A 20,792-nucleotide genomic window follows, 5' to 3' on the forward strand; every position below is an offset into this window, starting at 1 on the left:
CAGGTCAGCGGATGAACTGCGACGCGTCCGCCAGCAGCGCGAGCACGCCGCCGGGGATCAGGCCGAGAACCAGCGTAGCCGCCGCCGACACAACCAGCACAACCCAGGTCCAGAGCGACGGCGCCTCGACGGTGCCGACGACCTCGGGGTCCTCGTCCTGGAACCACATGGCCACGACGACCTTCAGGTAGAAGAACGCCGCGACGACGCTCATCACGACCGCCACGAGCACGAGCCAGCCGTAGCCGCCGGCCCATGCCGCCACGAACACCGTCAGCTTGCCGACGAATCCCGCGGTCAGCGGGATGCCCGCGAAGCTCAGCATGAACAGCGTCATGATGAGCGCGATGACGGGGTTGCGCCTGCCGAGGCCCTTCCACGCGTCGAGGCTGTTCGCCTCGCCGCCGGAGCGGCGCACCATGGTGACGATCGCGAATGCGCCGAAGGTGGCGATGCCGTAGGTCAGCAGGTAGAAGGCGATGGCGCTCACCGAGGAGACCGAGACGCCGTCGCCGCCCGCGACCGCGCCGACGACGCCCACCAGGATGAATCCGGCGTGCGCGATCGACGAGTAGGCGAGCAGGCGCTTGATGTCGGTCTGGGCCAGCGCGACGGTGGAGCCGAGCGCCATCGTCAGGATCGCGACGACGGCGAACAGCAGCTGCCACGTCCAGGCGGCGCCGCCGAGGCCGACGTAGAACACGCGCAGCAGCGCACCGACGGCGGCGGTCTTGGTGGCGACGGCCATGAAGGCGGTCACTGGCGTCGGGGCGCCCATGTAGGCGTCCGGGGTCCAGGCGTGGAACGGCACGGCGCCGATCTTGAACAGCAGGCCGACCGACGTCAGCACCAGGCCTCCGAGCAGCAGCGGCTGAGAGGCGGTGCCGGCGATGATGGCCGTGTCGAGTTCGTTGAGGCTCAGGCCGCCGGAGTAGCCGTAGAGCAGCGCGATGCCGTAGAGCATGACGGCCGAGGCCATCGAGCCGAGCAGGAAGTACTTCAGCGCGGCCTCCTGGCTCAGCAGGCGACGGCGACGGGCCATGCCGGTGAGCAGGTAGAGCGGCAGCGAGAAGATCTCGACGGCGACGAACAGCACGAGCAGGTTGTTCGCCGAGGCGAACAGCATCATGCCGAACACGGCGAAGATCAGCAGCGGGAAGATCTCCGTGTGCTCGCGGCGCAGCCGCTCCGCCTCGCGCTCGAGCGGCGAACCCGGAACGGTGGCGGCCGACGCGGCGAAGGCGGAGTGTCCCGCGCCGAGCGCCCGCTCGGCGAAGAGCGCGGTGCCGCCGAGGCCCGCGATGAGGATGAGCGTCCAGAAGATGTACGCCGGGCCGTCCACGGCCAGCAGCGACATGGCCGCGATGGTCGGGGTCTCGTGGATCCAGTTGAGGATCGTGAGGCCGAGCGCGACCACCAGACCGAGCACCGTCACGCCCATCTGCACCACGAAGCGCAGGTCACGGGGCAGGACGGCCTCCAGCAGGATGCCGAGGCAGCCGACGCCGAGCAGCACGAACAGCGGCGAGAGGATCATCCACTCGAGGGTCGCTGCAGGAATCTCCAACAGGGTGATCATCGGTTGCCTTCCTGAACCTGCGGGGCGGGGTCGGTCACGCCGACCACGGCCATCGTCTGCGTCGCAGCCTCATCGGCCATGCTCAGGACCGGCTTCGGGAAGAAGCCGAACACGATGAGCAGGATGAGCAACGGGGCGATGACGGCCTTCTCACGCGTGGTGAGATCGGTGTGGGTCGAGACCTGTTCGGTGACGGGGCCGGTCATGGTGCGCAGGTACATCCGCAGCACGTAGACCGCGGCCAGCACGGTACCGAGGGTGATGATGGCGGTGTGCACCGGGTAGCGCTGCCACGAGCCTGCCATCACCAGGAACTCGGACACGAAGCTGCCCATGCCGGGAAGCGCCAGCGCCGAGAGGCCCGACGCGAGCAGCACGCCGGCGAGCACCGGTGCGACCTTCTGCACGCCGCCGAACGCGTCGATGTCCGCGGACCCGCGGCGGCGGATCATGAACCCGACGACGAGGAACATCGCGGCCGTCGACAGGCCGTGGTTGAGCATGTAGAAGATGGAGCCGCTCAGCGACTGCGTGGTCAGGGCGAAGATGCCGAAGACCATGAAGCCGAAGTGGCTGATCGAGGTGTAGGACACCAGCCGCAGCAGGTCCTTGGCGTTGATCGCCATCAGGGCGCCGTAGAGCACCGAGACGATCGCCCAGATCAGGATGACCGGGGTCGCCCACGCGGTGGCCTCCGGGAACAGCACCAGGCAGATCTTGATCATGCCGAAGGTGCCGATCTTGTCCAGGATGCCCACCAGCAGCGTCGAGGTGCCGGGCGTGGACTGCTCGGCCGCGTCGGGCAGCCAGGTGTGCAGGCCGGCCATGGGCGCCTTCACGGCGAACGCGAAGAAGAAGCCCACGAACAGCCAGCGGCCGGTGGAGGTGGCCATCTCGATGCCGACCAGGTCGGAGACCAGGAAGCTCGGCTGCCCGGCGGCGGCGCTCACGGCGTAGAGCCCGGCGACGGCGACCAGCATCACGAGGCCACCGGCCAGCGAGTAGATCAGGAACTTGATGGCGGCCGAGCGACGCTTCGGGCCGCCGTAGCCGGCGATCAGGAAGTACGTCGGGATCAGCGTCGCCTCGAAGGCGATGTAGAACAGCAGCACGTCGGAGGCCATGAAGACCACGAGCGCGAAGCCCTGCATCAGCAGCGCGAGAGCGAAGAACACTCCCCCGCCCCAGCGGGCCGTGTCCCCCTCGCCGACGTGCCACTCGGCGAGCAGGACGACGGGGACGAGGATGACGGTCATCAGGACGAGGATCGCGCCCATGCCGTCGAGGTCGAGTGCGAAGTGCGCTCCGACGGCGGGGATCCAGTTGTACTCGACGGCGAGTGCCGCGCCCTGCGCGTGCAGGACGACGGCGAGCACGCCGAGGACGGCGGTCGTCAGGGCGACGCCGTAGCCGACGAGCTTGGCGACGTGCCCCTTGAGGAAGAACACCACCACCGCGCCGACGATCGGCACGAGGGCCAGGATGGTCAGAAGTACCTGCATGATTTCTTTCTTCTCCTTAGCCCAGGTGTCCGAGGATCGCCACGACACCGAGCAGGGCGACGCCGGCGGTCAGCACCAGGCCGTAGGTGCGCACGTAGCCGTTCTCGGCCTTACGCAGCCACTGGCCGAGACCCGTCGCGACGGTCCCCGATCCCATCGCCACGCCGTCGACGGCGCTCTTGTCGAACCAGGCCAGGCCGCGGGCGAGCCCGAGGGTCGGCTGGATGACGGCGTGCTCGTTGATGGCATCGCCGTACAGGTCGTTGCGTCCGACGAGCACGAGCGGGTTCCTCGTCGCGGGCTCGTCGCGGGCGATCTCACCCTTGAACAGCCACCAGCCGAGGAACACGCCGACCGCGACCACGGCGAGCGCGAGCAGGCCGATGGGCGTGAAGTGGACGAGCGGGGTCTCGTGCGGGTGCTGGCCCGTGGAGTGCTCGAGCCAGCCCTGGATCCAGCCGTTCAGCAGGAGGCCTGCGATGAGTGACATGACGCCGAGGATGATCAGCGGCACGGTCATGACCAGGGGCGACTCGTGCGGGTGCACGTCGTCGGCCCAGCGCTTCCTGCCGAAGAACGTCATCATCATCAGTCGCGTCATGTAGTACGCGGTGATGCCCGCGCCGACCAGCGCGAGGATGCCGTAGACCAGGTTCACGTCGAACGCGGCCTCGATGATGTGGTCCTTCGAGTAGAAGCCCGCGGTGAACGGGAACCCGATGATCGCCAGGTAGCCCATCGCGAACGTGATGAACGTGATGCGCATCGGCCTGGCGAGCGCGCCGAAGTGGCGCATGTTCACGTCGTCGCCCATGCCGTGCATCACGGAGCCGGCGCCAAGGAACATGTTGGCCTTGAAGAAGCCGTGCGTGATGAGGTGGAAGATCGCGAACGAGGCGCCGACGGGGCCGAGGCCGGCCGCCAGCATCATGTAGCCGATCTGCGACATCGTCGATCCAGCGAGGACCTTCTTGATGTCGTCCTTCGCGGTGCCGATCCAGGCGCCGGCCAGCAGCGTCACGGTGCCGACGATCGCGACGGCGGTCGCGGCGGCCTCGGTCTGCGCGTAGACGGCGTTGGAGCGGACGACGAGGTAGACGCCGGCCGTGACCATCGTCGCGGCGTGGATCAGGGCGGAGACGGGTGTCGGGCCCTCCATGGCGTCGAGCAGCCACGAGTGCAGCGGCACCTGCGCCGACTTGCCGCACGCGGCGAGCAGCAGGAAGAACCCGAGCAGGGTCGCCCACAGGGGGCTGAGCCCGGCGGCACCGGCGTTGACGTCCTCGAAGCGGACCGAGCCGAACATGGCCAGCATGGTGAAGATCGCCATGGAGAGGCCGAGGTCGCCGACGCGGTTGACGATGAACGCCTTGTTGCCGGCGCGGGCGGCCGAGGGCTTGTGCGCCCAGAAGCTGATCAGCAGGTACGAGGCGAGGCCGACACCCTCCCAGCCGAGGAACAGCACAAGGTAGTTGTCCGCCAGCACCAGGATCAGCATCGCGGCGATGAACAGGTTCAGGAACGCGAAGAACCGACGACGGCGGTCGTCGTGGGCCATGTAGCCGATCGAGTAGACGTGGATCAGGGATCCGACGCCCGTGATCAGGAGCACGAACAGGATCGACAGCGGGTCGACGAGCAGGCCGAGCTGGATGGACCAGCTGCCCGTGGCGATCCACTCGTAGACGGCCGTGTTCAGGTGGCGGGACTCGGAGTCGAGGCCGAGCAGCGCCGCGAACAGCACCAGCCCGATCACGAAGGAGGCGACCACCGCGGCGGTGGCCAGGAAGTGGCCCCACCTGTCGGCGAGCCTGCCTGCCAGGAGCAGGAACGTCGCCGACGCGAGCGGGATCGCGATCAGCAGCCAGATCATCAGGCCCTGGCCCGAAGTGGCGGAGAGAGATTCGAGGAGTTGCACGCTTATCCGTCCCCTTAGAACTTCATCAGGTTGGCGTCGTCGACCGAGGCGGTGCGGCGGGCGCGGTAGACGGCGACGATGATCGCGAGGCCGACGACCACTTCAGCGGCGGCCACGACCATCACGAAGAAGGCCGCGATGAGGCCGTCGAGGTTGCCGTGCCAGCGGGCGAAGCCCACGAAGGCGAGGTTCGTGGCATTGAGCATCAGCTCGATGCTCATGAACACGATGATCGCGTTGCGGCGCAGCAGGAAGCCCGCGATGCCGATGGCGAACAGGATCGCCGACAGGATCAGGAATCCTTCCGGGTTCATTCGTCGTCTCCTTCGAGCTCCTGGTCACGCGCGTCGAGCGCCGCGTAGGCAGAGGTGGTCGGGCCGCGCAGCTCGTCGACGTCGACGATGACCCCGCGCATGCGCAGGGTCTCCGAGACCGACTTCTCCGCGATGCTGCCGTCGGGCAGCAGCGCAGGCGTCGAGATCGCGTTGTGCCGGGCGAAGACACCGGAGTTGGGCAGCGTCCCGGGGTGCTCGCCGTCCTCGGCGTAGGCCTTCATGCGGTTCTTCAGCTGCTCCGGCTGCGTCACCTTGGTGAACAGCTGCTCGCCGTGCGCCAGCAGCATCGCGCCGACGGCGCCGGTGATCAGCAGGGCCGCGGTCGCCTCGAACAGGAAGACGTACTTGGTGAACAGCAGCGCCGCGATCGACTGGATGTTGCCGCCGTACTCCGCGTTCGCCTCTGCCAGGCCGGCCGGCTCACCGCCGAGGGTGAACTGGGCGACGGCGCAGATCAGCAGCACGCCGATGGCGAAGGCGACGATCGCGGAGGCGATGCGGTGGCCCTTGAGCGTCTCGACGACCGAGTCCGTCGCGTCGACGCCGATCAGCATCACGACGAAGAGGAACAGCATCAGGATCGCGCCGGTGTAGACGACGATCTGGATGACGAACAGGAACGGGGCGTCCTGGGCCGCGTACAGCACGGCCAGCGCGATCATCACGCCCGCCATCGCGATGGCCGAGTGCACGGCCTTACGCGACAGCAGCACGCCGAGCGCGCACAGCACCGCGATGGGCGCGCACACCCAGAACGCCACCTCGCTGGCGGTGACCAGCGGGATCATGGGGGTCATTTGGCCGCTCCTGAGGTCGTGCCCGTGCGGGTGTCGGCGGTGCCGGTGGCCGGCAGGCCGAGGAAGTAGTCCTTCTCGTCGTCGCCGAGGCGCCGCGGGTGCGGCGGCTGCTCCATGCCGGGCAGCAGCGGGGCGAGCAGGTCCTGCTTCTCGTAGATCAGCTTGGTGCGCGTCTCGTCGGCGAGCTTGAAGTCGTTGGTCATCGTCAGGGCGCGCGTCGGGCATGCCTCGATGCACAGGCCGCAGAAGATGCAGCGCAGGTAGTTGATCTGGTAGACGTGGCCGAAGCGCTCGCCGGGCGAGAAGCGGCTGTCCTCGGTGTTGTCCGCGCCCTCGACGTAGATGGCGTCCGCGGGGCAGGCCCACGCGCACAGCTCGCAGCCGACACACTTCTCCAGGCCGTCGGGCCAGCGGTTGAGCTGGTGCCGCCCGTGGAAGCGCGGCATCGTGACCTTCTCCTTGCCCTTCTGGGGGTAACCCTGGGTGAAGGTCTTGCGGAAGATCGTGTTGAACGTGACGCCGAACCCGGCCCACTGGTTGAGGAACCCCATCTACAGGCCCTTCCCTTCTTCAGCAGCGGCCACGGGGTCCGCGGCCTCCTCATGAGCGGGCTCGGTGGCGTGCACGACGCCGACGAGCTCGGGCAGCACCTGGCCGGGCAGCGGGGGCACGGGGTACCCGCCAGCGAACGGGTCGAAGTCCTCCTCGACCACCAACTCGGGTCTCTCGGTCTTTCTGTTCTCGCGGCCGAACCACAGCACCAGCACCGCGACGAGCACGACGGCGATGGCCAGCGTGTAGTCGGGGAACAGCGCGATGAGCACGATCCACAGCAGGGAGACCTCGATCAGCACCTTCCAGCCGAAGCCCATGAACTGGTCGTAGCGCAGGCGCGGAAGCGTGCCACGCAGCCAGACGAACACCGAGATGAGCAGCTGGACCTTCAGCACGAACCAGACCGGGCCGAGCCACGGGTTGTCCATGCCGGGCACCAGCGTCAGCGGCCACGGCGGCAGGTAGCCGCCGAGGAACAGCGTGGTGCACACGGCCGAGACGGTCGCCATGTTGATGTACTCCGCGAGGAAGTACAGCGCGTAGCGGAAGCCGGAGTACTCGGTCAGGTAGCCGGAGACCAGCTCGGACTCGCACTCGGGCAGGTCGAACGGCGCTCTGTTGGTCTCGCCGACCATCGCGATGGCGTAGATGATGAAGGACGGGAACAGCAGCAGCGCGTACCAGCCGGACAGGCCGATGTCGACCGTCGTCGCGCGGTCCCAGGGCAGCGCGAACAAGATGGTCTCGCGCTGCGCCTCGACGATCTGCGACGTCGACATGGTGCCGGCCATCAGGAACACCGCGACCATGGACAGGCCCATCGCGATCTCGTAGGAGATCATCTGCGCGGTGGAGCGCACCGAGCCGAGGAACGAGTAGGTGGAGTTGCCCGCCCAGCCGGCGAGCACGATGCCGTAGATGCCGATGGAGGCGGACGCGAGGATGAAGACCGCGGCGACGGGCAGGTCGGCGACCTGCAGACGCGTCGTGACGCCGAAGATCTCCAGCTCACCCGAGAACGGGATGACCGTCCAGCAGGTGAACGCGGCCACCGCGGTCAGCACCGGGGCCAGGTTGAAGACCCACTTGTCGGCCTTCGCCGGGCGGAAGTCCTCCTTGACGAGCAGCTTCGCGCCGTCGGCCAGTGCCTGTCCGAGGCCGAAGGGGCCGTTCATGATCGGGCCGAGGCGGTGCTGCATCTTGCCGACGAGGCGACGCTCGTACCAGACGTTGAAGATCGTCCAGACCAGCAGCACCACGAACAGCGCCACCACCTTGATCAGGATCAGCCACCACGGGTCGTTGAGAAAGATGCCCATTGATCTACTCCCCTTCTTCCACGAGGACGGGTGCCACAACCACCGGGGTACCGGGGGCAGCGAAGATACGGTCGGCGCCCGGATTGAGCGGGACCCAGACCACGTCGTCGACCATCGGCTCGGTCACCTCGAGAGGCAGGATGAGCGAACGGGCCCCGTGGCTGACGGTGACGACCTCGCCGAGGCCGAGTCGCTCGGCCGTCGCGGTGGAGACACGCGCGACGTTCGGGCGGGCCGTGGCGCGCAGCGCCGGCTCGTAGTCGGTGCCCTTCGAGGCGTCGAGCAGCTCGCGCCAGCCGACGACCAGCGTGCCGTCGGCGGCGTGCTCGGGGGCCTCGACGGGGGCCGCGGTCGCGCGGTCGCCGTCCCAGGAGCCGAGCTCGGTGAAGTCGGCCCACGCCTGCTTCGCGGCGCGGAACCCCAGATCGGAGCCCAGCGCGTCGGACAGCGCGGCGAGGATTCGCAGGTCGCTCATCGGGGAGACGGTCGCCTTGTTGATCATGCGGACGCGGCCCTCGCGGTGCTCCCAGTTCAGGAAATGCCCGTTCTGCTCCTCGAGGAGGCAGGCGGGGAACACGACGTCGGCGCGCTCGGTCACGGGACTCAGGCGCTGCTCGATGCTGACGACGAACTGGGCGGCCTCGAGGCCTGCCAGCGCGGCGTCCGGGTCGGCGAGGTCGGCCGGATCGACGCCGGCGACCACGAGGGCCTTGAGCGAGCCGTCAGCCAAGGCCGCGAACTGCTCGTCGGCGCTCAGGCCGGGGGCCGTCGGCAGGGACTCGACGCCCCAGTGCGACGCGACGTCGACGCGGGCGGCCGCGTCGGCGACGGGGCGGCCGCCGGGCAGCAGGGCCGGCAGGCAGCCGGCCTCAATGGCGCCCATGTCGCCTGCGCGACGGGGCATCCAGGCCAGGCGGGCGCCGGTGGCGTCGGCCTTCGCGACGGCGGCGGTGAGCAGGCCGGGCAGGGTCGCGGCGCGCTCCCCCACCAGGATGACGGAGCCGGAGTCGAGCCCCTCGAGATCGGCCAGCGCGGAGGCCTCGCCGCCGGGGGCGACCGGGACCAGCGTGGCGCCGAGCTTGACGGTGCCGCGCGACGCGAACGGCGCCAGCGTGGTGACCTTGAGGCCCTTCTTGCGGACGCCCTTGCGGAGGCGGAGGAAGATGCTGGGCATCTCGTCCTCGGGCTCGAAGGCGACGAGCACGACGTGGCCGGCGTTCTCCAGGTCGGTGAACTGCACGGAGTCGCCGAGCCCCTTGCCCGCGACGTGGGCGGCCAGGAAGTCGGCCTCCTCCGCAGAGCCGGGGCGGGAGCGGAAGTCGACCGAGTTGGTGCCGAGCACCGCGCGCGCGAACTTGCCGTAGCCGTAGGCGTTCTCGACGGTGAGGCGGCCGCCGGTCTGCACGCCGACGGAGGTGCCGGCGACGCGCAGGCCGTGGACCGCGGCGTCGATGGCCTCGGGCCAGCTGGCGGGCTGCAGGACGCCGTCGCGGCGGACGAGCGGACGGGTGACGCGGTCGTCGCCGCGGCCGTACATGAAGCCGAAGCGGCCCTTGTCGCAGTTCCACTCCTCGTTCACGGCCGGGTTGTTGCCCGCGAGGCGGCGCTTGACCTGGTGGTGACGGTGGTCGGTGCGCAGCTCGCAGCCGGACGCGCAGTGCTCACAGGTCGTCGGCGTCGACACGAGGTCGAACGGGCGGGCCTGGAAGCGGTAGGCGGCCGACGTGAGGGCGCCGACGGGGCAGATCTGCACGACGTTGCCGGAGAAGTACGAGTCGTACGGGTCCTGCTCGTAGGTGCCGATCTGCTGCAGCGCGCCGCGCTCGACCAGGGCGATGAACGGGTCGCCGGAGATCTGTTCGGAGAAGCGGGTGCAGCGTGCGCAGAGCACGCAGCGCTCGCGGTCGAGGAGGATCTGCGCGGAGATGCTCACGGGCTTCGGGAACGTGCGCTTCAGTTCGGTGAAGCGGGACTCGCCGTGGCCGTGCGACATCGACTGGTTCTGCAGCGGGCACTCGCCGCCCTTGTCGCAGATGGGGCAGTCGAGCGGGTGGTTGATCAGCAACAGCTCGAGCATGCCCTCCTGCGCCTTCTTGGCGACGGGGGACGTGACCTGCGTGTTGACCTTCATGCCCTCGGCGACCGGCATGGTGCAGGACGCCTGGGGCTTCGGGAAGCCGCGGCCGTTGCCGGCGTCGGGGATCTCGACCATGCACTGGCGGCAGGCGCCGACGGGGTCGAGCAGCGGGTGATCGCAGAAGCGCGGGATCGCGGTGCCGATCATCTCGGCGGCGCGGATGATCAGCGTGCCCTTCGGGACGCTCACCTGCGTCCCGTCGATCGTCAGCGTGACCAGATCGGGCTTCGGCGCGACCTCGGAGGCCGTCTTCGTCTCGACACTCATCGCGCGTCTCCTTCCGTGGTGAACAGCGCGCTCTTCTCGTAGGGGAAGAGCTCCCAGGCGGGCGTGTGGTAGCCCAGCTCGAACTCGGCGCGGAAGTGGCGCACCGCGCTGGTCACGCACGCCACGGCACCGTCGGCCAGCGCGCAGAAGGAGCGTCCGCCGATGTTGTCGCACAGGTCGAGGAGCTTGTCGACGTCGCCCTCCCGTGCGGTGCCTGCCTCGAACTTCATCAGCAGCTGCACGAGCCACCAGGATCCCTCGCGGCACGGGGTGCACTTGCCGCAGGACTCGTGCTTGTAGAACTCGACGAAGCGCAGCGTCGTGCGGACCACGGAGGTGGTCTCGTCGAACACCTGCAGGGCCTTGGTGCCGAGCATCGTGCCTGCCCCGGCCATCGACTCGTAGTCGAGCGGCAGGTCGAGGCCATCGGCCGTCAGGATCGGGGTCGAGGAGCCGCCGGGGGTGAAGAACTTCAGCTCGTGGCCCTCGCGCATGCCGCCACCCAGCTCGATCAGCTGGCGCAGCGTGATGCCCATGGGGGCTTCGAACTGGCCGGGCGTCTTCACGTGACCGGAGACCGAGTAGAGGGTCATGCCCTTGGACTTCTCGGTACCCATGGACTGGAACCAGGCCGCGCCGTTGGCGACGATCGACGGCACCGAGGCGATGGACTCGACGTTGTTGATCACCGTCGGGGACGCGTAGAGGCCCGCGACCGCGGGGAACGGGGGACGCAGGCGCGGTTGCCCGCGGCGGCCCTCGAGCGAGTCGAGCAGAGCCGTCTCCTCGCCGCAGATGTAGGCGCCCGCGCCGGCGTGGACGATGATGTCCAGGTCGTAGCCGGTGCCCATGATGTTCTTGCCGAGATAGCCGGCCGCGTAGGCCTCGCGCACGGCCTGCTGCAGGCGGCGGATCACGTGCAGGACCTCGCCGCGACAGTAGATGAACGCGTGCTTGGCGCGGATGGCGTACGACGCGATGATGACGCCCTCGACGAGGGTGTGCGGCGTCGCCAGCATGAGCGGCATGTCCTTGCAGGTGCCCGGCTCCGACTCGTCGGCGTTGACGACGAGGTACTTCGGGTTCGGGTTGTCCTGCGGGACGAAGGACCACTTCATGCCCGTCGGGAAGCCCGCGCCGCCACGGCCGCGCAGGTTGGCGTCCTTGACGAGCGAGATCAGGTCGTCGGGAGACATGCCGAGCGCGGTGCGCAGCGCACGGTAGCCGCCGGTCGCCTCGTAGCGGGCCAGCTTCCAGGACTGCTCATCGCCCCAGTGGGCGCTCAGTACCGGAGTCAGCAGGTCGGTCACTTCGCGGCCTCCTCAGGGGCGGGGGCCGGCGCCGCGTCGGCGGCGGGGGCGGCCCAGCTGTTCTCGTCGGCGAGGCGGCGGCCCAGCGTCGAGGCCTCGCCCGCGGACGGGCCCTCGTCGGCGCGGCCGTCGGGGAAGCCGGCGAGCACCCGCTCGGCCTGCTTCCAGGAGGTCAGCGTGGCCCCGCGCGGGGACTTGACCTCCTCGTCGCGGGTGAGCTTGTCGAGCAGCTCGTCCGCCTTCTCGGGGGTCATGTTGTCGAAGAACTCCCAGTTGACCATCATCACCGGGGCGAAGTCGCAGGCCGCGTTGCACTCGAGGCGCTCGAGCGAGACCTGGCCGTCGGGCGTCGTCTGGTTCTCGTCGATGCCGAGGCGTTTCTTGGCGCGCTCCAGCAGAATGTCGCCGCCCATCACCGCGCACAGCGCCGTCGTGCAGACACCGACGTGGTGCTTGCCCGCCGGGCGCCGCTTGTACATGGTGTAGAAGGTGGCCACGCCGGAGACCTGGGCGGTGGAGATGCCCAGGATGTCGGCGCAGACCTCGATGCCACGGGGGCTGACCCGGCCGTCGACGCTCTGCACCAGGTGCAGCATCGGCAGCAGCGCCGAGCGGGGCTGCGGGTAGCGGCCTGCGAGCAGGCGCAGCTCGCTGATGGTGGTCTCGTCGATGTTCGTGGACTGGTCCGCGTAGTCGACCGAGCCGGACTCGGGGAAATGGCTCTCGAAGTGGCCGCTCATCGGTCCACACCTCCAAGGACGGGGTCGAGGCTGGCGACGGCGACGACGACATCGGACATCATGCCGTTCTCACACATCGCCGGGATGGCCTGCAGGTGGTTGAAGCCCGGGTCACGGAAGTGGGCCCGGTAGGGACGGGTGCCGCCGTCGGAGACCAGGTGGCAGGCGAGCTCGCCCTTGGGCGACTCGATGGCCTGGTAGACCTGACCGACCGGCACCTTGAAGCCCTCGGTCACGATCTTGAAGTGGTGGATCAGCGCCTCCATGGACTCGCCCATGATGTGCTTGATGTGCTCGTTCGAGTTGCCCTGGCCATCGGGGCCGAGCGCCAGCTGCGCGGGCCACGCGATCTTCTTGTCGGCGACCATGACAGGCTGGCCCTGCGTGCGCTCGAGGCGCTCGAGGCACTGCTCGACGATCTTGAGCGACTCCCAGCACTCCTGCAGGCGGATCCGGAACGCGCCGTAGCAGTCGTTCGAGGGCCAGGTGACGACGTCGAAGTCGTACGTCTCGTAGCCGCAGTATGGCTGCATCCTGCGCAGGTCGTAGCCGTAGCCGGTGCCCCGGAGTCGGGGGCCGGTGACGCCGAGTGCCATGCAGGCGCTCAGGTCGAGCACGCCGACGTTCGAGAGGCGGTTGATGAAGATCGGGTTCTCGTTGCAGAACGTCGCGTACTCGGGCAGGTGCTTCTTCAGCCAGTCGATGACCGTGCGCAGGTGGCTGATGCCGTCCTCCGGCAGGTCGTTGGCCACGCCGCCGGGGCGGACGTACGCGTGGTTCATGCGCAGACCGGACAGGCCCTCGAGGAAGTCGAGGATCATCTCACGCTCGCGGAACGCGATGGTCATGACCGTCAGGGCGCCGATCTCCATGCCGCCGGTGCCCATGGCGACCAGGTGGGAGGCGATGCGGTTGAGCTCCATGACGAGCACGCGGATGATGCTGGCCCGCTCGGGGATGTCGTCGGTGATGCCGAGCAGCTTCTCGACCGCCAGACAGTAGGCGACCTCGTTGAACAGGGGCGCGACGTAGTCCATGCGCGTGACATAGGTCACGCCCTGGGTCCAGGTCTTGAACTCCATGTTCTTCTCGATGCCGGTGTGCAGGAAACCGATGCCGGGGCGGATCGAGGTGACGGTCTCGCCGTCCATCTCGAGGATGAGGCGGAGCACGCCGTGCGTCGACGGGTGCTGCGGGCCCATGTTGACGACGATGGTCTCGTCGCCGCGCTCGGCCTGCTCGCCCGCGATGTCGGCCCAGTCGCCACCCTGCGCCAGGTAGACGCGGTCGGCCTTCGGCTCGCCGCCCGAGCCGGCGAAGATGTCCTCAGTGGCTGCGTGGGTGCTCATCAGGAGTAGCTCCTCCGGTTGTCGGGGGCGGGGACCTTGGCGCCCTTGTACTCGACGTCGACGCCGCCGAGCGGGTAGTCCTTCCGCTGCGGGTGGCCCTTCCAGTCGTCGGGCATCAGGATGCGGGTCAGGGCCGGGTGGTCGTCGTAGATGATCCCGAACATGTCCCAGGTCTCGCGCTCGTGCCAGTCGGCCATCGGGTACGTGCCGACGACCGACGGGATGTGCGCGTCCTCCTCGGGGCAGCTGACCTCGAGCCGCACGCGGCGGTTGTGGGTGAAGCTCATCAGGTGGTAGACGCTGTGGAGCTCCGCGCCCCTCTGCTGCGGGTAGTGCACGCCGGAGACGGACATGCAGACCTCGAAGCGGAGGAAGGCGTCGTCGCGGAACTGCGCCACGGTCTTCAGGAGGTGCTCGCGGGGGACGTAGATCGTCAGCTCGCCGCGGTCGAACAGCACCAGCGCCCCCCGCAACTCGGGGACGACCTCGAGGGCGCGGTTGTAGATGGCGTCGAACGGCTCGCCGAAGGGCGGCTGCGAGGCTCCCGGCATCGCCAGTTCGCGGTCGAGCAGGTTGTATCCGGAGGTGTCGCTGGAACCGCGCGACCACATGCCCTTCTTCTCCTCGAAGACGGGCGCCTTCGGCGTCGGCTCTCCGGCCGAGGGCAGATTCTCGGTGTTCTCGGGGGTCTGCTCGCTCATCGCATGAGGCCCTTCATCTCGATCTTGGCGGGGGCGGCGAGGGCGACCTGCTCGGCCTCCTCGATCGCGGCGGCCTCGTTCGGGCCGATCGGGCGGTGCTGGACCTTCTCGCGCAGCTTGAACATCGCGTCGATCAGCATGTCGGGGCGGGGCGGGCAGCCGGGGATGTACATGTCGACCGGCAGGAAGTGGTCGCAGCCCTGCACGACGGCGTAGTTGTTGAACATGCCACCCGAGGACGCGCAGGCGCCCATCGAGATGACCCACTTGGGGTTCGGCATCTGGTCGTACACCTGGCGGATGACCGGCGCCATCTTCTGCGAGACGCGGCCCGACACGATCATCAGGTCGGCCTGACGCGGCGACGCGCGGAACACCTCCTGGCCCCACCGACCCGCGTCGTAACGCGGGGTGCCGTAGGCCATCATCTCGATCGCGCAGCAGGCCAGACCCATGGTCGCGGGCCAGAACGACGCCTTGCGCAGCCAGCCGAACACCCCCTCGACCGTGGTCAGGAGGATGCCGCTGGGGAGCTTGTCTTCGATTCCCATGTTCAGATCCTTCCGATCATTCCCAGTCGAGGCCCTTGCGGCGCAGGACATAGAAGTAGGGGATGAAGAAGAGCACGATGAAGATGATCATCGCGATCTTCGTGAACCAGCCGAGCTGGTTGTACGCCACGGCCCACGGCAGCAGGAAGACGACCTCGATGTCGAAGACGATGAACATCATCGCCGTGATGTAGTACTTGACTGGGAACTTGCCTCCGCCGGCGGGCTGCGGGGTGGGATGGATGCCGCACTCGTAGCTGTCGTACTTCGCGCGGTTGTAGCGACGCGGGCCGACGACGAGGCTCAGCCCCATGGAGATCAGGACGAACGCGGTCGCCAGGATCACCATGCCCACGATGGGGATGTAGGGATTCATCCTTGGATTCCTTCCGGATCAGGCCGACGGGGCGGCCTTGCAGAGCGCGTTGATGATGCGGTCGGCCGCATCGCCGTCGTGCGCGTCGGTCAGATTTGCGAGCAGCTTGTGGACGAAGCGCATGAGCCTCGGCCGCGGCAGTCCGTAGGTGGTGCAGAGCTTCATGATCCGGGGGTCGCCGATGAGCTTCACGAAGACGGTGCCGAGGCGGAAGTAGCCGCCGAGTTCAGCCTTGAGACGCTCGGGATAGGCGCGCATCGCGCGCTCTGCCGAGCTGGTGTTGAAGCCGCGCGAGCGGGCCTCGACGATCGCGTCGGCGGCCATCTCCGCGGACTCCATCGCGTAGCTGATGCCCTCGCCGTTGAACGGGTTGACCATGCCCCCGGCGTCGCCGACGAGCACGAGGCCACGGCCGTAGGCGGGCTGGCGGTTGAAGGCCATCGGCAGCGCGGCGCCCTGCACCTTGCCGATCTGGTTCTGCTCGCGGAAACCCCACTCCTCGGGGGTGCCGTCGGTCCAGCGCTTCAGCAGCTCGCGGTAGTCGGTCTTACCGAAGCCCTTCGACGTGTTGAGCACGCCGAGGCCGACGTTGCAGGTGCCGTCGCCCATCCCGAAGACCCAGCCGTAGCCGGGCATCAGGTTGGACTTGCCGCGCTCGCCGTCCCAGAGCTCGAGCCAGCTCTCCAGGTAGTCGTCGTTGGTACGGGGGCTCGTGTAGTACGTGCGCACCGCCACGCCCATCGGCCGGTCCTCGCGCTTGTTGAGGCCCATCGAGACCGCCAGCCGCGACGAGTTGCCGTCGGCCGCGACGACCAGCGGCGCGTGGTAGCGGCGGCCGTCCTTGGTCGTGACGCCCGTGATGCGGCCGGTGCGGTCGTCGAGGATCGCGCCGTCGACGTTGGTGTTCTGGAGCAGTGTGGCGCCCGCCGCGACGGCGTGCTTCGCCAGCATGTCGTCGAAGTCGGCGCGGGGACGGACGAGGCCGTAGGGCGGGAAGTCGGTGAGGTCCGGCCAGTCCATCTCGAACGGTTCGGTGCGTCCGCCGTAGACACGCAGGCCCTTGTTGTGGAGCCAGCCGTTCTCCAGCGAGGTGTCGACGCCCAGTCGCGTGAGTGCCCTCGTGGCGCGGGGGGTCAGGCCGTCGCCGCACACCTTCTCACGCGGAAACTCCGACTTCTCCAGCAGTGTCACGTTCAGCCCGTGCTGCGCCAGGTAGGCCGCGGTCGTCGACCCTCCAGGGCCGGCCCCGACGACGATGACGTCAGACTCCGTGGGACCACTTTCCCCCGAGGGACTGGCGAACGACATGAAGCGGCTCCTCAGCTCTGATCAGATTCAGCGATCAGTCTAGGGGCCGTCAAAGTTTTCGGACAAACGAGGGGAAAGTCGGACCGACAGTGCCTTGACAAGGGGCTTTGAGAATCTTTTCGAGAGATTCCTTTTGCTTAATTACCGGGAGGTCCGGAGGTCCTCAGGTCAGGGCCCGGCGGCGCCGGTCGGCGCCGGTCGGCATCCCACGATGGCGGACACGCGACGCACCGGGTCGCCCAGCATTCGGACGCCCCAGTATGCTCCAGAGGGTGATTCTCGACTTCGGCACCGCACGCATGCGCGCCACGACAGTGGCGATCGCCGATCCCGGTCCCCTTGAGCGCTTCCTGCCGGAGTCCGGCCAGGGCAGCGCCTTCATCCGACGCGGCGACGGCGTCGTCGCCCTGGGCGAAGTAGCGCGCTTCGAGACCGACCGCCTCGACGCCGCAGACGTGTGGTGGGACGAGATCTCCAACCAGATCGACCACGATTCCGAACTGCCGGGCGAGTTCGGGACCGGCCCACTGGCGCTCGGCTCCTTCATCTTCGATCCCGACCGCTCGATGGAGCGCTCGGTCCTCACGGTCCCGCAGGTCATCATCGGCCGACGCGGCGACCTCGCCTGGATGACCAGGCTCGGAGATGCCCGGCGGGGAACCGCACTCCCCTCCCCCGGCGAGCCGACCCGCCGCCCCGGTCACATCACCCAGATGGGCGGATCGCTGCGGCGGGGCGAATGGGAGCGCATCGTCGCCGAGGTCGTCACGCTGATCCGCAGCGGCGAGGTCGACAAGGTCGTGCTCGCCCGCGACCTGCACCTCAAGGCCGACGGTCCCCTCGACCTCCGCCACATCTACGGCCGCCTCCTCGAGACCTACCCCATGACCTGGGCGTATCTGATCGACGGCCTGGTCGGCGCGACCCCCGAACTGCTGCTGCGCCGCCAGGGCGGGCTCGTGACCTCCCGGGTGCTCGCGGGCACCGTCTGGCAGGACGGCAGTGGCGCCGTCGATCCGCTCACCCTGGCGGCCGAGCTCGCCCGGTCCGAGAAGGACATGTCGGAGCACGCCTTCGCCGTCCGCTCCGTGGCCGACGCGCTTGCGCCCTACTGTCGGGCGATGAACGTGCCGGATTCCCCGTCGGTGCTGCGGCTGCCCAACGTCATGCACCTGGCCACGGACGTCACGGGCGTCGTCGAGCCGGGCGCCACCTCGCTCGCTCTCGCGGCTGCCCTGCACCCCAGCGCCGCGGTGTGCGGCACCCCGACGCACCTGGCGATGGACATCATCGCGGAGGTCGAGACCATCGACCGCGGCCGCTACGCCGGCCCCGTCGGCTGGGTCGACATGGACGGCGACGGGGAATGGGCCATCGCGCTGCGCGGCGGCCAGGTCCGCCCCGAGTCCCCGGAGTCCATCCAACTGTTCGCGGGCGCCGGCATCGTGGCCGACTCGACGCCCAGCGTCGAGGTGCAGGAGACGGCGGCCAAGTTCGTGCCGATGCTCCAGGCCCTCGGCGTCGCCCCAAGCTGACGACCCAACTCCCCCGGCTCCCCGGCCCGGCACCATTCCCGCAGACGCCAACGATATTTCCGCGACGCCAACGGTAATCACGGACGCCAACGATATTCGCGCGAATATCGTTGGCGTCCGTGTATTTCGTTGGCGTCTGCAGAGGGGCGACCCGGCCACCCAGCGAGGGGTGACCGCGTCGGCGGGGTGGTGACGACGGGGTGGGCGGCGTCAGCGCTTCCGCTGGACCTGGATCTTCTGCTTGCCCGGGGCGGCGGCGCCGGAGCGGCGGGCCTTCTCCTCTTCCAGGAGACGCTTCTGCTCCTCCTGCTGTTCGAACAGCTGGTCCTTGTCGAAGCCCGAGCGCAGGAAGCTGAACGCGATGACGGCGAGCACCAGCGAGATCCACACCGGCCAGCCGAACACGATCGGCAGGGTGACGAGCGCCACCATGTCGAAGCCGCGCAGCAGCGAGAAGATCAGGCCGGGGGGCATGGCGCCCGCGCCGGTGGCGACGATGGGACCCGAGTAGTCGGCGGGCTTGGCGGAGATCCAGCGGATCGCGGCCAGCAGGCCTGCGATGCCGGTCACCAGAGCGGAGCTGATGGCCGTCACGATGTCGGCCTCGGCGCCGCCCGCGAGGCCGAGGAACGCCGGCACGACGGCCGTCGACCAGAGCAGCGCGAGGATCGCGGGCACGATCATGGCAGCCTGCTTGACCTGTGCCGGGTCGTAGGGGAAGCACCGCTGGAGACCCTTGGTCCGCGTCAGGACGCGCAGCGAGTTCATGAACGGGACCAGCGCGAACATCAGCACCAGCGCCGAGATGGGCGGGCTGATCTGCGCCAGACCGAGCGCCTGCACCGCGTAGGGCACGACGGCGGAGCCGAGCAGCGTCACGAGAGGGAGGGGCTGACGCCACAGGCGCTGCACGTCGCGCCACACCAGCGCCGTCATGCCGGAGCCGGTGCCGCGGGTGGGGTTCACGTGCCCGCGCGCCTTGGACTTGGCCTCGACGATGATGTCGCGGATCAGCGCGAACTCCAGGGCGAAGGCCGCGCCCTGCAGGCCGCTGAGCAGCGAGCCGCCCGACGTGAGCCGCTGGCGGCGGATGTTGGTGAGTCGGCGGTAGGCGATGAACCCCGCGACGACGATCAGCAGCGCGCCGACGCCGGCGATGATGAACGCCAGCTCGACCGACAACGTCGCGAGCCCGCCGAGGGCGAACCAGCCGGCCGCCCCGCCGACGAGCGCGACCATGGTGCCGATGGCGACGGCGCCGATCAGCCACTGCAGCGTCACGATGATCCAGGCGCGCTCGGCGCCCTGCTCGGCGGCCGCGAAGGCCACGAGGCCCGCGGCACCGAAGCCGCCGGCCAGCGCCCAGATGCCGATGTTCGGCAGCGGCGATCCCGTCAGCGCGGCGATCAGCGCGCCGAACAGCACGCCCGCGCCGAAGGCCAACGCGACGGCGGCCACGAGGCGGCGCGCCAAGAGCCGACGACGGTCGGTGGGACCGTCCATCAGCCAGAAGCCCTCGGCGGCCGACGCGACGACCGGGCCGAACATGCGCGAGATGACAAGGGTGAACGCGAGGATCCCGGCGACGGATGCCCACGGCAGCAGGCTCCGGGCCGCGAGGCAGCCCTCGGCCGTACAGCCGGCGACGTCCTGCTGGGCCCGCACGATCGAGGAGATGATCATGGCGCCGATCAGCACGATGCTGAACACCATGACGTAGCCGTCGGAGAGCGCCTGGAGGATGTTGCGGTCGGCGCGACCCTTGCGCCAGTCGCGCATCAGCAGCGTGAGCTGCTTCTCGTCGACGACGCCGATCTCGCCGAAGCGGGGGTCGGTGGTCGTCATCAGGCGCCCAGCCTCAGCTGACGGGCGCCGATGGCCTCGAGGAGGGTCGGCTCGTGGCTGGCGAGCACGATGGCGAGCCCGCCTGCCAGCTCCTGCTTCAGGCGACGACCGAGCCACTCGACGCCCTCGACGTCGAGTCGCTGCTCCGGCTCGTCGAGCACCAGCAGCGAGCGGGGCCGGACGAAGGCGGTCGCGAGAGCCAGACGGCGACGCTGGCCCGACGACAGGGTGGACGGCAGCTGGCCGGCCTGCGGCACGAGCTGCACCTCCTCCAGCACCTCGTCGACGAGCGCGTCCGGGTCGGTCAGGCCGTGGGCACGGGCGAGCAGATCGAGGTGCTCCACGACGCTGAGGTCGGGGAAGAAGTCGAGGTCGTCGATCACGGTCGCCACCTCGCGCCGGATCACCGGGTTGGTCTCGGAGACCTTCACGCCGTTGACCGCGACGGTCCCCTCGCTGGGGCGGTCCGCCCCGACGAGGCAGCGCAGCACGGTGGACTTGCCGGCACCGTTGCGCCCTGTGAGCGCGACGGCCTCACCCGCATGCACCTTCATGGAGAAGTTCTCCACGATGGTCACGGGGCCATAGCCCTTCTTGAGGTTGTCCACCTGGAGCACTACGTCTTTCTTAGCCACGCTTTCCATTGTCACCCACAGGCCCAACACAGC

At 68.9% G+C, this 20,792-nt stretch carries 18 protein-coding genes; 1 reads left to right on the forward strand and 17 read right to left on the reverse strand.

The features are described 5' to 3' along the window. Positions 1-4: 4 nt before the first annotated feature. From nuoN to KDB89_RS10740, 15 genes are read right to left on the reverse strand one after another with little or no spacing between them, the layout of a single operon-like run. The gene (gene nuoN / locus KDB89_RS10670; protein ID WP_219080856.1) at positions 5-1,579 is read right to left on the reverse strand and encodes an NADH-quinone oxidoreductase subunit NuoN; all 1,575 of its coding nucleotides are present in this window, start codon (positions 1,577-1,579) and stop codon (positions 5-7) included. Beyond that, a complete protein-coding gene (locus KDB89_RS10675) occupies positions 1,576-3,081 on the reverse strand; it encodes an NADH-quinone oxidoreductase subunit M (RefSeq protein WP_439654847.1) in 1,506 nt (501 codons plus the stop codon). Before KDB89_RS10675 ends, nuoN begins: the two co-directional genes overlap by 4 nt. Before the next feature lie 16 nt (positions 3,082-3,097). Beyond that, on the reverse strand, positions 3,098-4,954 hold the full coding sequence (nuoL, locus tag KDB89_RS10680; RefSeq protein ID WP_219084292.1) for an NADH-quinone oxidoreductase subunit L: 1,857 nt from the start codon (positions 4,952-4,954) through the stop codon (positions 3,098-3,100). 59 nt (positions 4,955-5,013) lie between these two features. Continuing rightward, positions 5,014-5,313, reverse strand: coding sequence for an NADH-quinone oxidoreductase subunit NuoK (gene nuoK / locus KDB89_RS10685; protein ID WP_219080859.1), 300 nt, complete (start codon positions 5,311-5,313; stop codon positions 5,014-5,016). Then, positions 5,310-6,122 (reverse strand): NADH-quinone oxidoreductase subunit J, encoded by an 813-nt coding sequence (locus tag KDB89_RS10690; protein WP_438874130.1) that lies wholly within the window; start codon positions 6,120-6,122, stop codon positions 5,310-5,312. Before KDB89_RS10690 ends, nuoK begins: the two co-directional genes overlap by 4 nt. A gap of 5 nt (positions 6,123-6,127) precedes the next feature. Continuing rightward, on the reverse strand, positions 6,128-6,682 hold the full coding sequence (nuoI, locus tag KDB89_RS10695) for an NADH-quinone oxidoreductase subunit NuoI (RefSeq protein WP_219080864.1): 555 nt from the start codon (positions 6,680-6,682) through the stop codon (positions 6,128-6,130). Continuing rightward, positions 6,683-8,005 carry an NADH-quinone oxidoreductase subunit NuoH gene (gene nuoH / locus KDB89_RS10700; RefSeq protein ID WP_219080866.1) on the reverse strand — a complete coding sequence of 441 codons (1,323 nt, stop codon included), beginning with the start codon at positions 8,003-8,005 and terminating at the stop codon, positions 6,683-6,685. A 4-nt stretch (positions 8,006-8,009) separates the two neighbouring features. Then, the gene (locus KDB89_RS10705; RefSeq protein ID WP_219080868.1) at positions 8,010-10,409 is read right to left on the reverse strand and encodes an NADH-quinone oxidoreductase subunit G; all 2,400 of its coding nucleotides are present in this window, start codon (positions 10,407-10,409) and stop codon (positions 8,010-8,012) included. Then, complete coding sequence (nuoF, locus tag KDB89_RS10710; RefSeq protein ID WP_219080870.1) at positions 10,406-11,719, reverse strand: NADH-quinone oxidoreductase subunit NuoF; 1,314 nt, start codon at positions 11,717-11,719, stop codon at positions 10,406-10,408. Before nuoF ends, KDB89_RS10705 begins: the two co-directional genes overlap by 4 nt. Then, complete coding sequence (nuoE, locus tag KDB89_RS10715; protein ID WP_219080872.1) at positions 11,716-12,459, reverse strand: NADH-quinone oxidoreductase subunit NuoE; 744 nt, start codon at positions 12,457-12,459, stop codon at positions 11,716-11,718. The genes nuoF and nuoE overlap by 4 nt, the downstream gene beginning before the upstream one ends. Next, complete coding sequence (locus KDB89_RS10720; protein ID WP_219080874.1) at positions 12,456-13,808, reverse strand: NADH-quinone oxidoreductase subunit D; 1,353 nt, start codon at positions 13,806-13,808, stop codon at positions 12,456-12,458. The genes nuoE and KDB89_RS10720 overlap by 4 nt, the downstream gene beginning before the upstream one ends. After that, on the reverse strand, positions 13,808-14,509 hold the full coding sequence (locus KDB89_RS10725; RefSeq protein ID WP_219080876.1) for an NADH-quinone oxidoreductase subunit C: 702 nt from the start codon (positions 14,507-14,509) through the stop codon (positions 13,808-13,810). Before KDB89_RS10725 ends, KDB89_RS10720 begins: the two co-directional genes overlap by 1 nt. After that, entirely contained in the window at positions 14,506-15,060 is a 555-nt protein-coding gene (locus KDB89_RS10730) for a NuoB/complex I 20 kDa subunit family protein (protein WP_219080878.1), read from the reverse strand. The genes KDB89_RS10725 and KDB89_RS10730 overlap by 4 nt, the downstream gene beginning before the upstream one ends. A 16-nt stretch (positions 15,061-15,076) precedes the next feature. Continuing rightward, complete coding sequence (locus KDB89_RS10735) at positions 15,077-15,436, reverse strand: NADH-quinone oxidoreductase subunit A (RefSeq protein WP_219080880.1); 360 nt, start codon at positions 15,434-15,436, stop codon at positions 15,077-15,079. 18 nt (positions 15,437-15,454) lie between these two features. Then, entirely contained in the window at positions 15,455-16,744 is a 1,290-nt protein-coding gene (locus KDB89_RS10740) for a geranylgeranyl reductase family protein (protein ID WP_219080882.1), read from the reverse strand. Positions 16,745-17,016: 272 nt separating this feature from the next. Between KDB89_RS10740 and KDB89_RS10745 the strand changes: the two genes are divergently transcribed. Beyond that, positions 17,017-18,279 (forward strand): isochorismate synthase, encoded by a 1,263-nt coding sequence (locus KDB89_RS10745; protein ID WP_219080884.1) that lies wholly within the window; start codon positions 17,017-17,019, stop codon positions 18,277-18,279. Positions 18,280-18,489: 210 nt separating this feature from the next. Here KDB89_RS10745 and KDB89_RS10750 read toward each other — a convergent pair whose 3' ends face one another. Beyond that, positions 18,490-20,124 carry a DUF6297 family protein gene (locus KDB89_RS10750; protein ID WP_219080886.1) on the reverse strand — a complete coding sequence of 545 codons (1,635 nt, stop codon included), beginning with the start codon at positions 20,122-20,124 and terminating at the stop codon, positions 18,490-18,492. Continuing rightward, entirely contained in the window at positions 20,124-20,768 is a 645-nt protein-coding gene (locus KDB89_RS10755) for an ABC transporter ATP-binding protein (protein ID WP_219080888.1), read from the reverse strand. The genes KDB89_RS10750 and KDB89_RS10755 overlap by 1 nt, the downstream gene beginning before the upstream one ends. Positions 20,769-20,792 lie beyond the last annotated feature (24 nt).

Origin of the sequence: Tessaracoccus palaemonis, from assembly GCF_019316905.1 — a bacterium.
GTDB lineage: Bacteria > Actinomycetota > Actinomycetes > Propionibacteriales > Propionibacteriaceae > Arachnia > Arachnia palaemonis.

Bases quoted from the DNA above. Each gene is read 5' to 3' on its own strand.
- nuoN (WP_219080856.1), bottom strand. From the start codon at position 1,579: ATGATCACCCTGTTGGAGATTCCTGCAGCGACCCTCGAGTGGATGATC.
- KDB89_RS10675 (WP_439654847.1), bottom strand. From the start codon at position 3,081: ATGCAGGTACTTCTGACCATCCTGGCCCTCGTGCCGATCGTCGGCGCG.
- nuoL (WP_219084292.1), bottom strand. From the start codon at position 4,954: ATGATCTGGCTGCTGATCGCGATCCCGCTCGCGTCGGCGACGTTCCTG.
- nuoK (WP_219080859.1), bottom strand. From the start codon at position 5,313: ATGAACCCGGAAGGATTCCTGATCCTGTCGGCGATCCTGTTCGCCATC.
- KDB89_RS10690 (WP_438874130.1), bottom strand. From the start codon at position 6,122: ATGATCCCGCTGGTCACCGCCAGCGAGGTGGCGTTCTGGGTGTGCGCG.
- nuoI (WP_219080864.1), bottom strand. From the start codon at position 6,682: ATGGGGTTCCTCAACCAGTGGGCCGGGTTCGGCGTCACGTTCAACACG.
- nuoH (WP_219080866.1), bottom strand. From the start codon at position 8,005: ATGGGCATCTTTCTCAACGACCCGTGGTGGCTGATCCTGATCAAGGTG.
- KDB89_RS10705 (WP_219080868.1), bottom strand. From the start codon at position 10,409: ATGAGTGTCGAGACGAAGACGGCCTCCGAGGTCGCGCCGAAGCCCGAT.
- nuoE (WP_219080872.1), bottom strand. From the start codon at position 12,459: ATGAGCGGCCACTTCGAGAGCCATTTCCCCGAGTCCGGCTCGGTCGAC.
- KDB89_RS10720 (WP_219080874.1), bottom strand. From the start codon at position 13,808: ATGAGCACCCACGCAGCCACTGAGGACATCTTCGCCGGCTCGGGCGGC.
- KDB89_RS10725 (WP_219080876.1), bottom strand. From the start codon at position 14,509: ATGAGCGAGCAGACCCCCGAGAACACCGAGAATCTGCCCTCGGCCGGA.
- KDB89_RS10730 (WP_219080878.1), bottom strand. From the start codon at position 15,060: ATGGGAATCGAAGACAAGCTCCCCAGCGGCATCCTCCTGACCACGGTC.
- KDB89_RS10735 (WP_219080880.1), bottom strand. From the start codon at position 15,436: ATGAATCCCTACATCCCCATCGTGGGCATGGTGATCCTGGCGACCGCG.
- KDB89_RS10740 (WP_219080882.1), bottom strand. From the start codon at position 16,744: ATGTCGTTCGCCAGTCCCTCGGGGGAAAGTGGTCCCACGGAGTCTGAC.
- KDB89_RS10750 (WP_219080886.1), bottom strand. From the start codon at position 20,124: ATGACGACCACCGACCCCCGCTTCGGCGAGATCGGCGTCGTCGACGAG.
- KDB89_RS10755 (WP_219080888.1), bottom strand. From the start codon at position 20,768: ATGGAAAGCGTGGCTAAGAAAGACGTAGTGCTCCAGGTGGACAACCTC.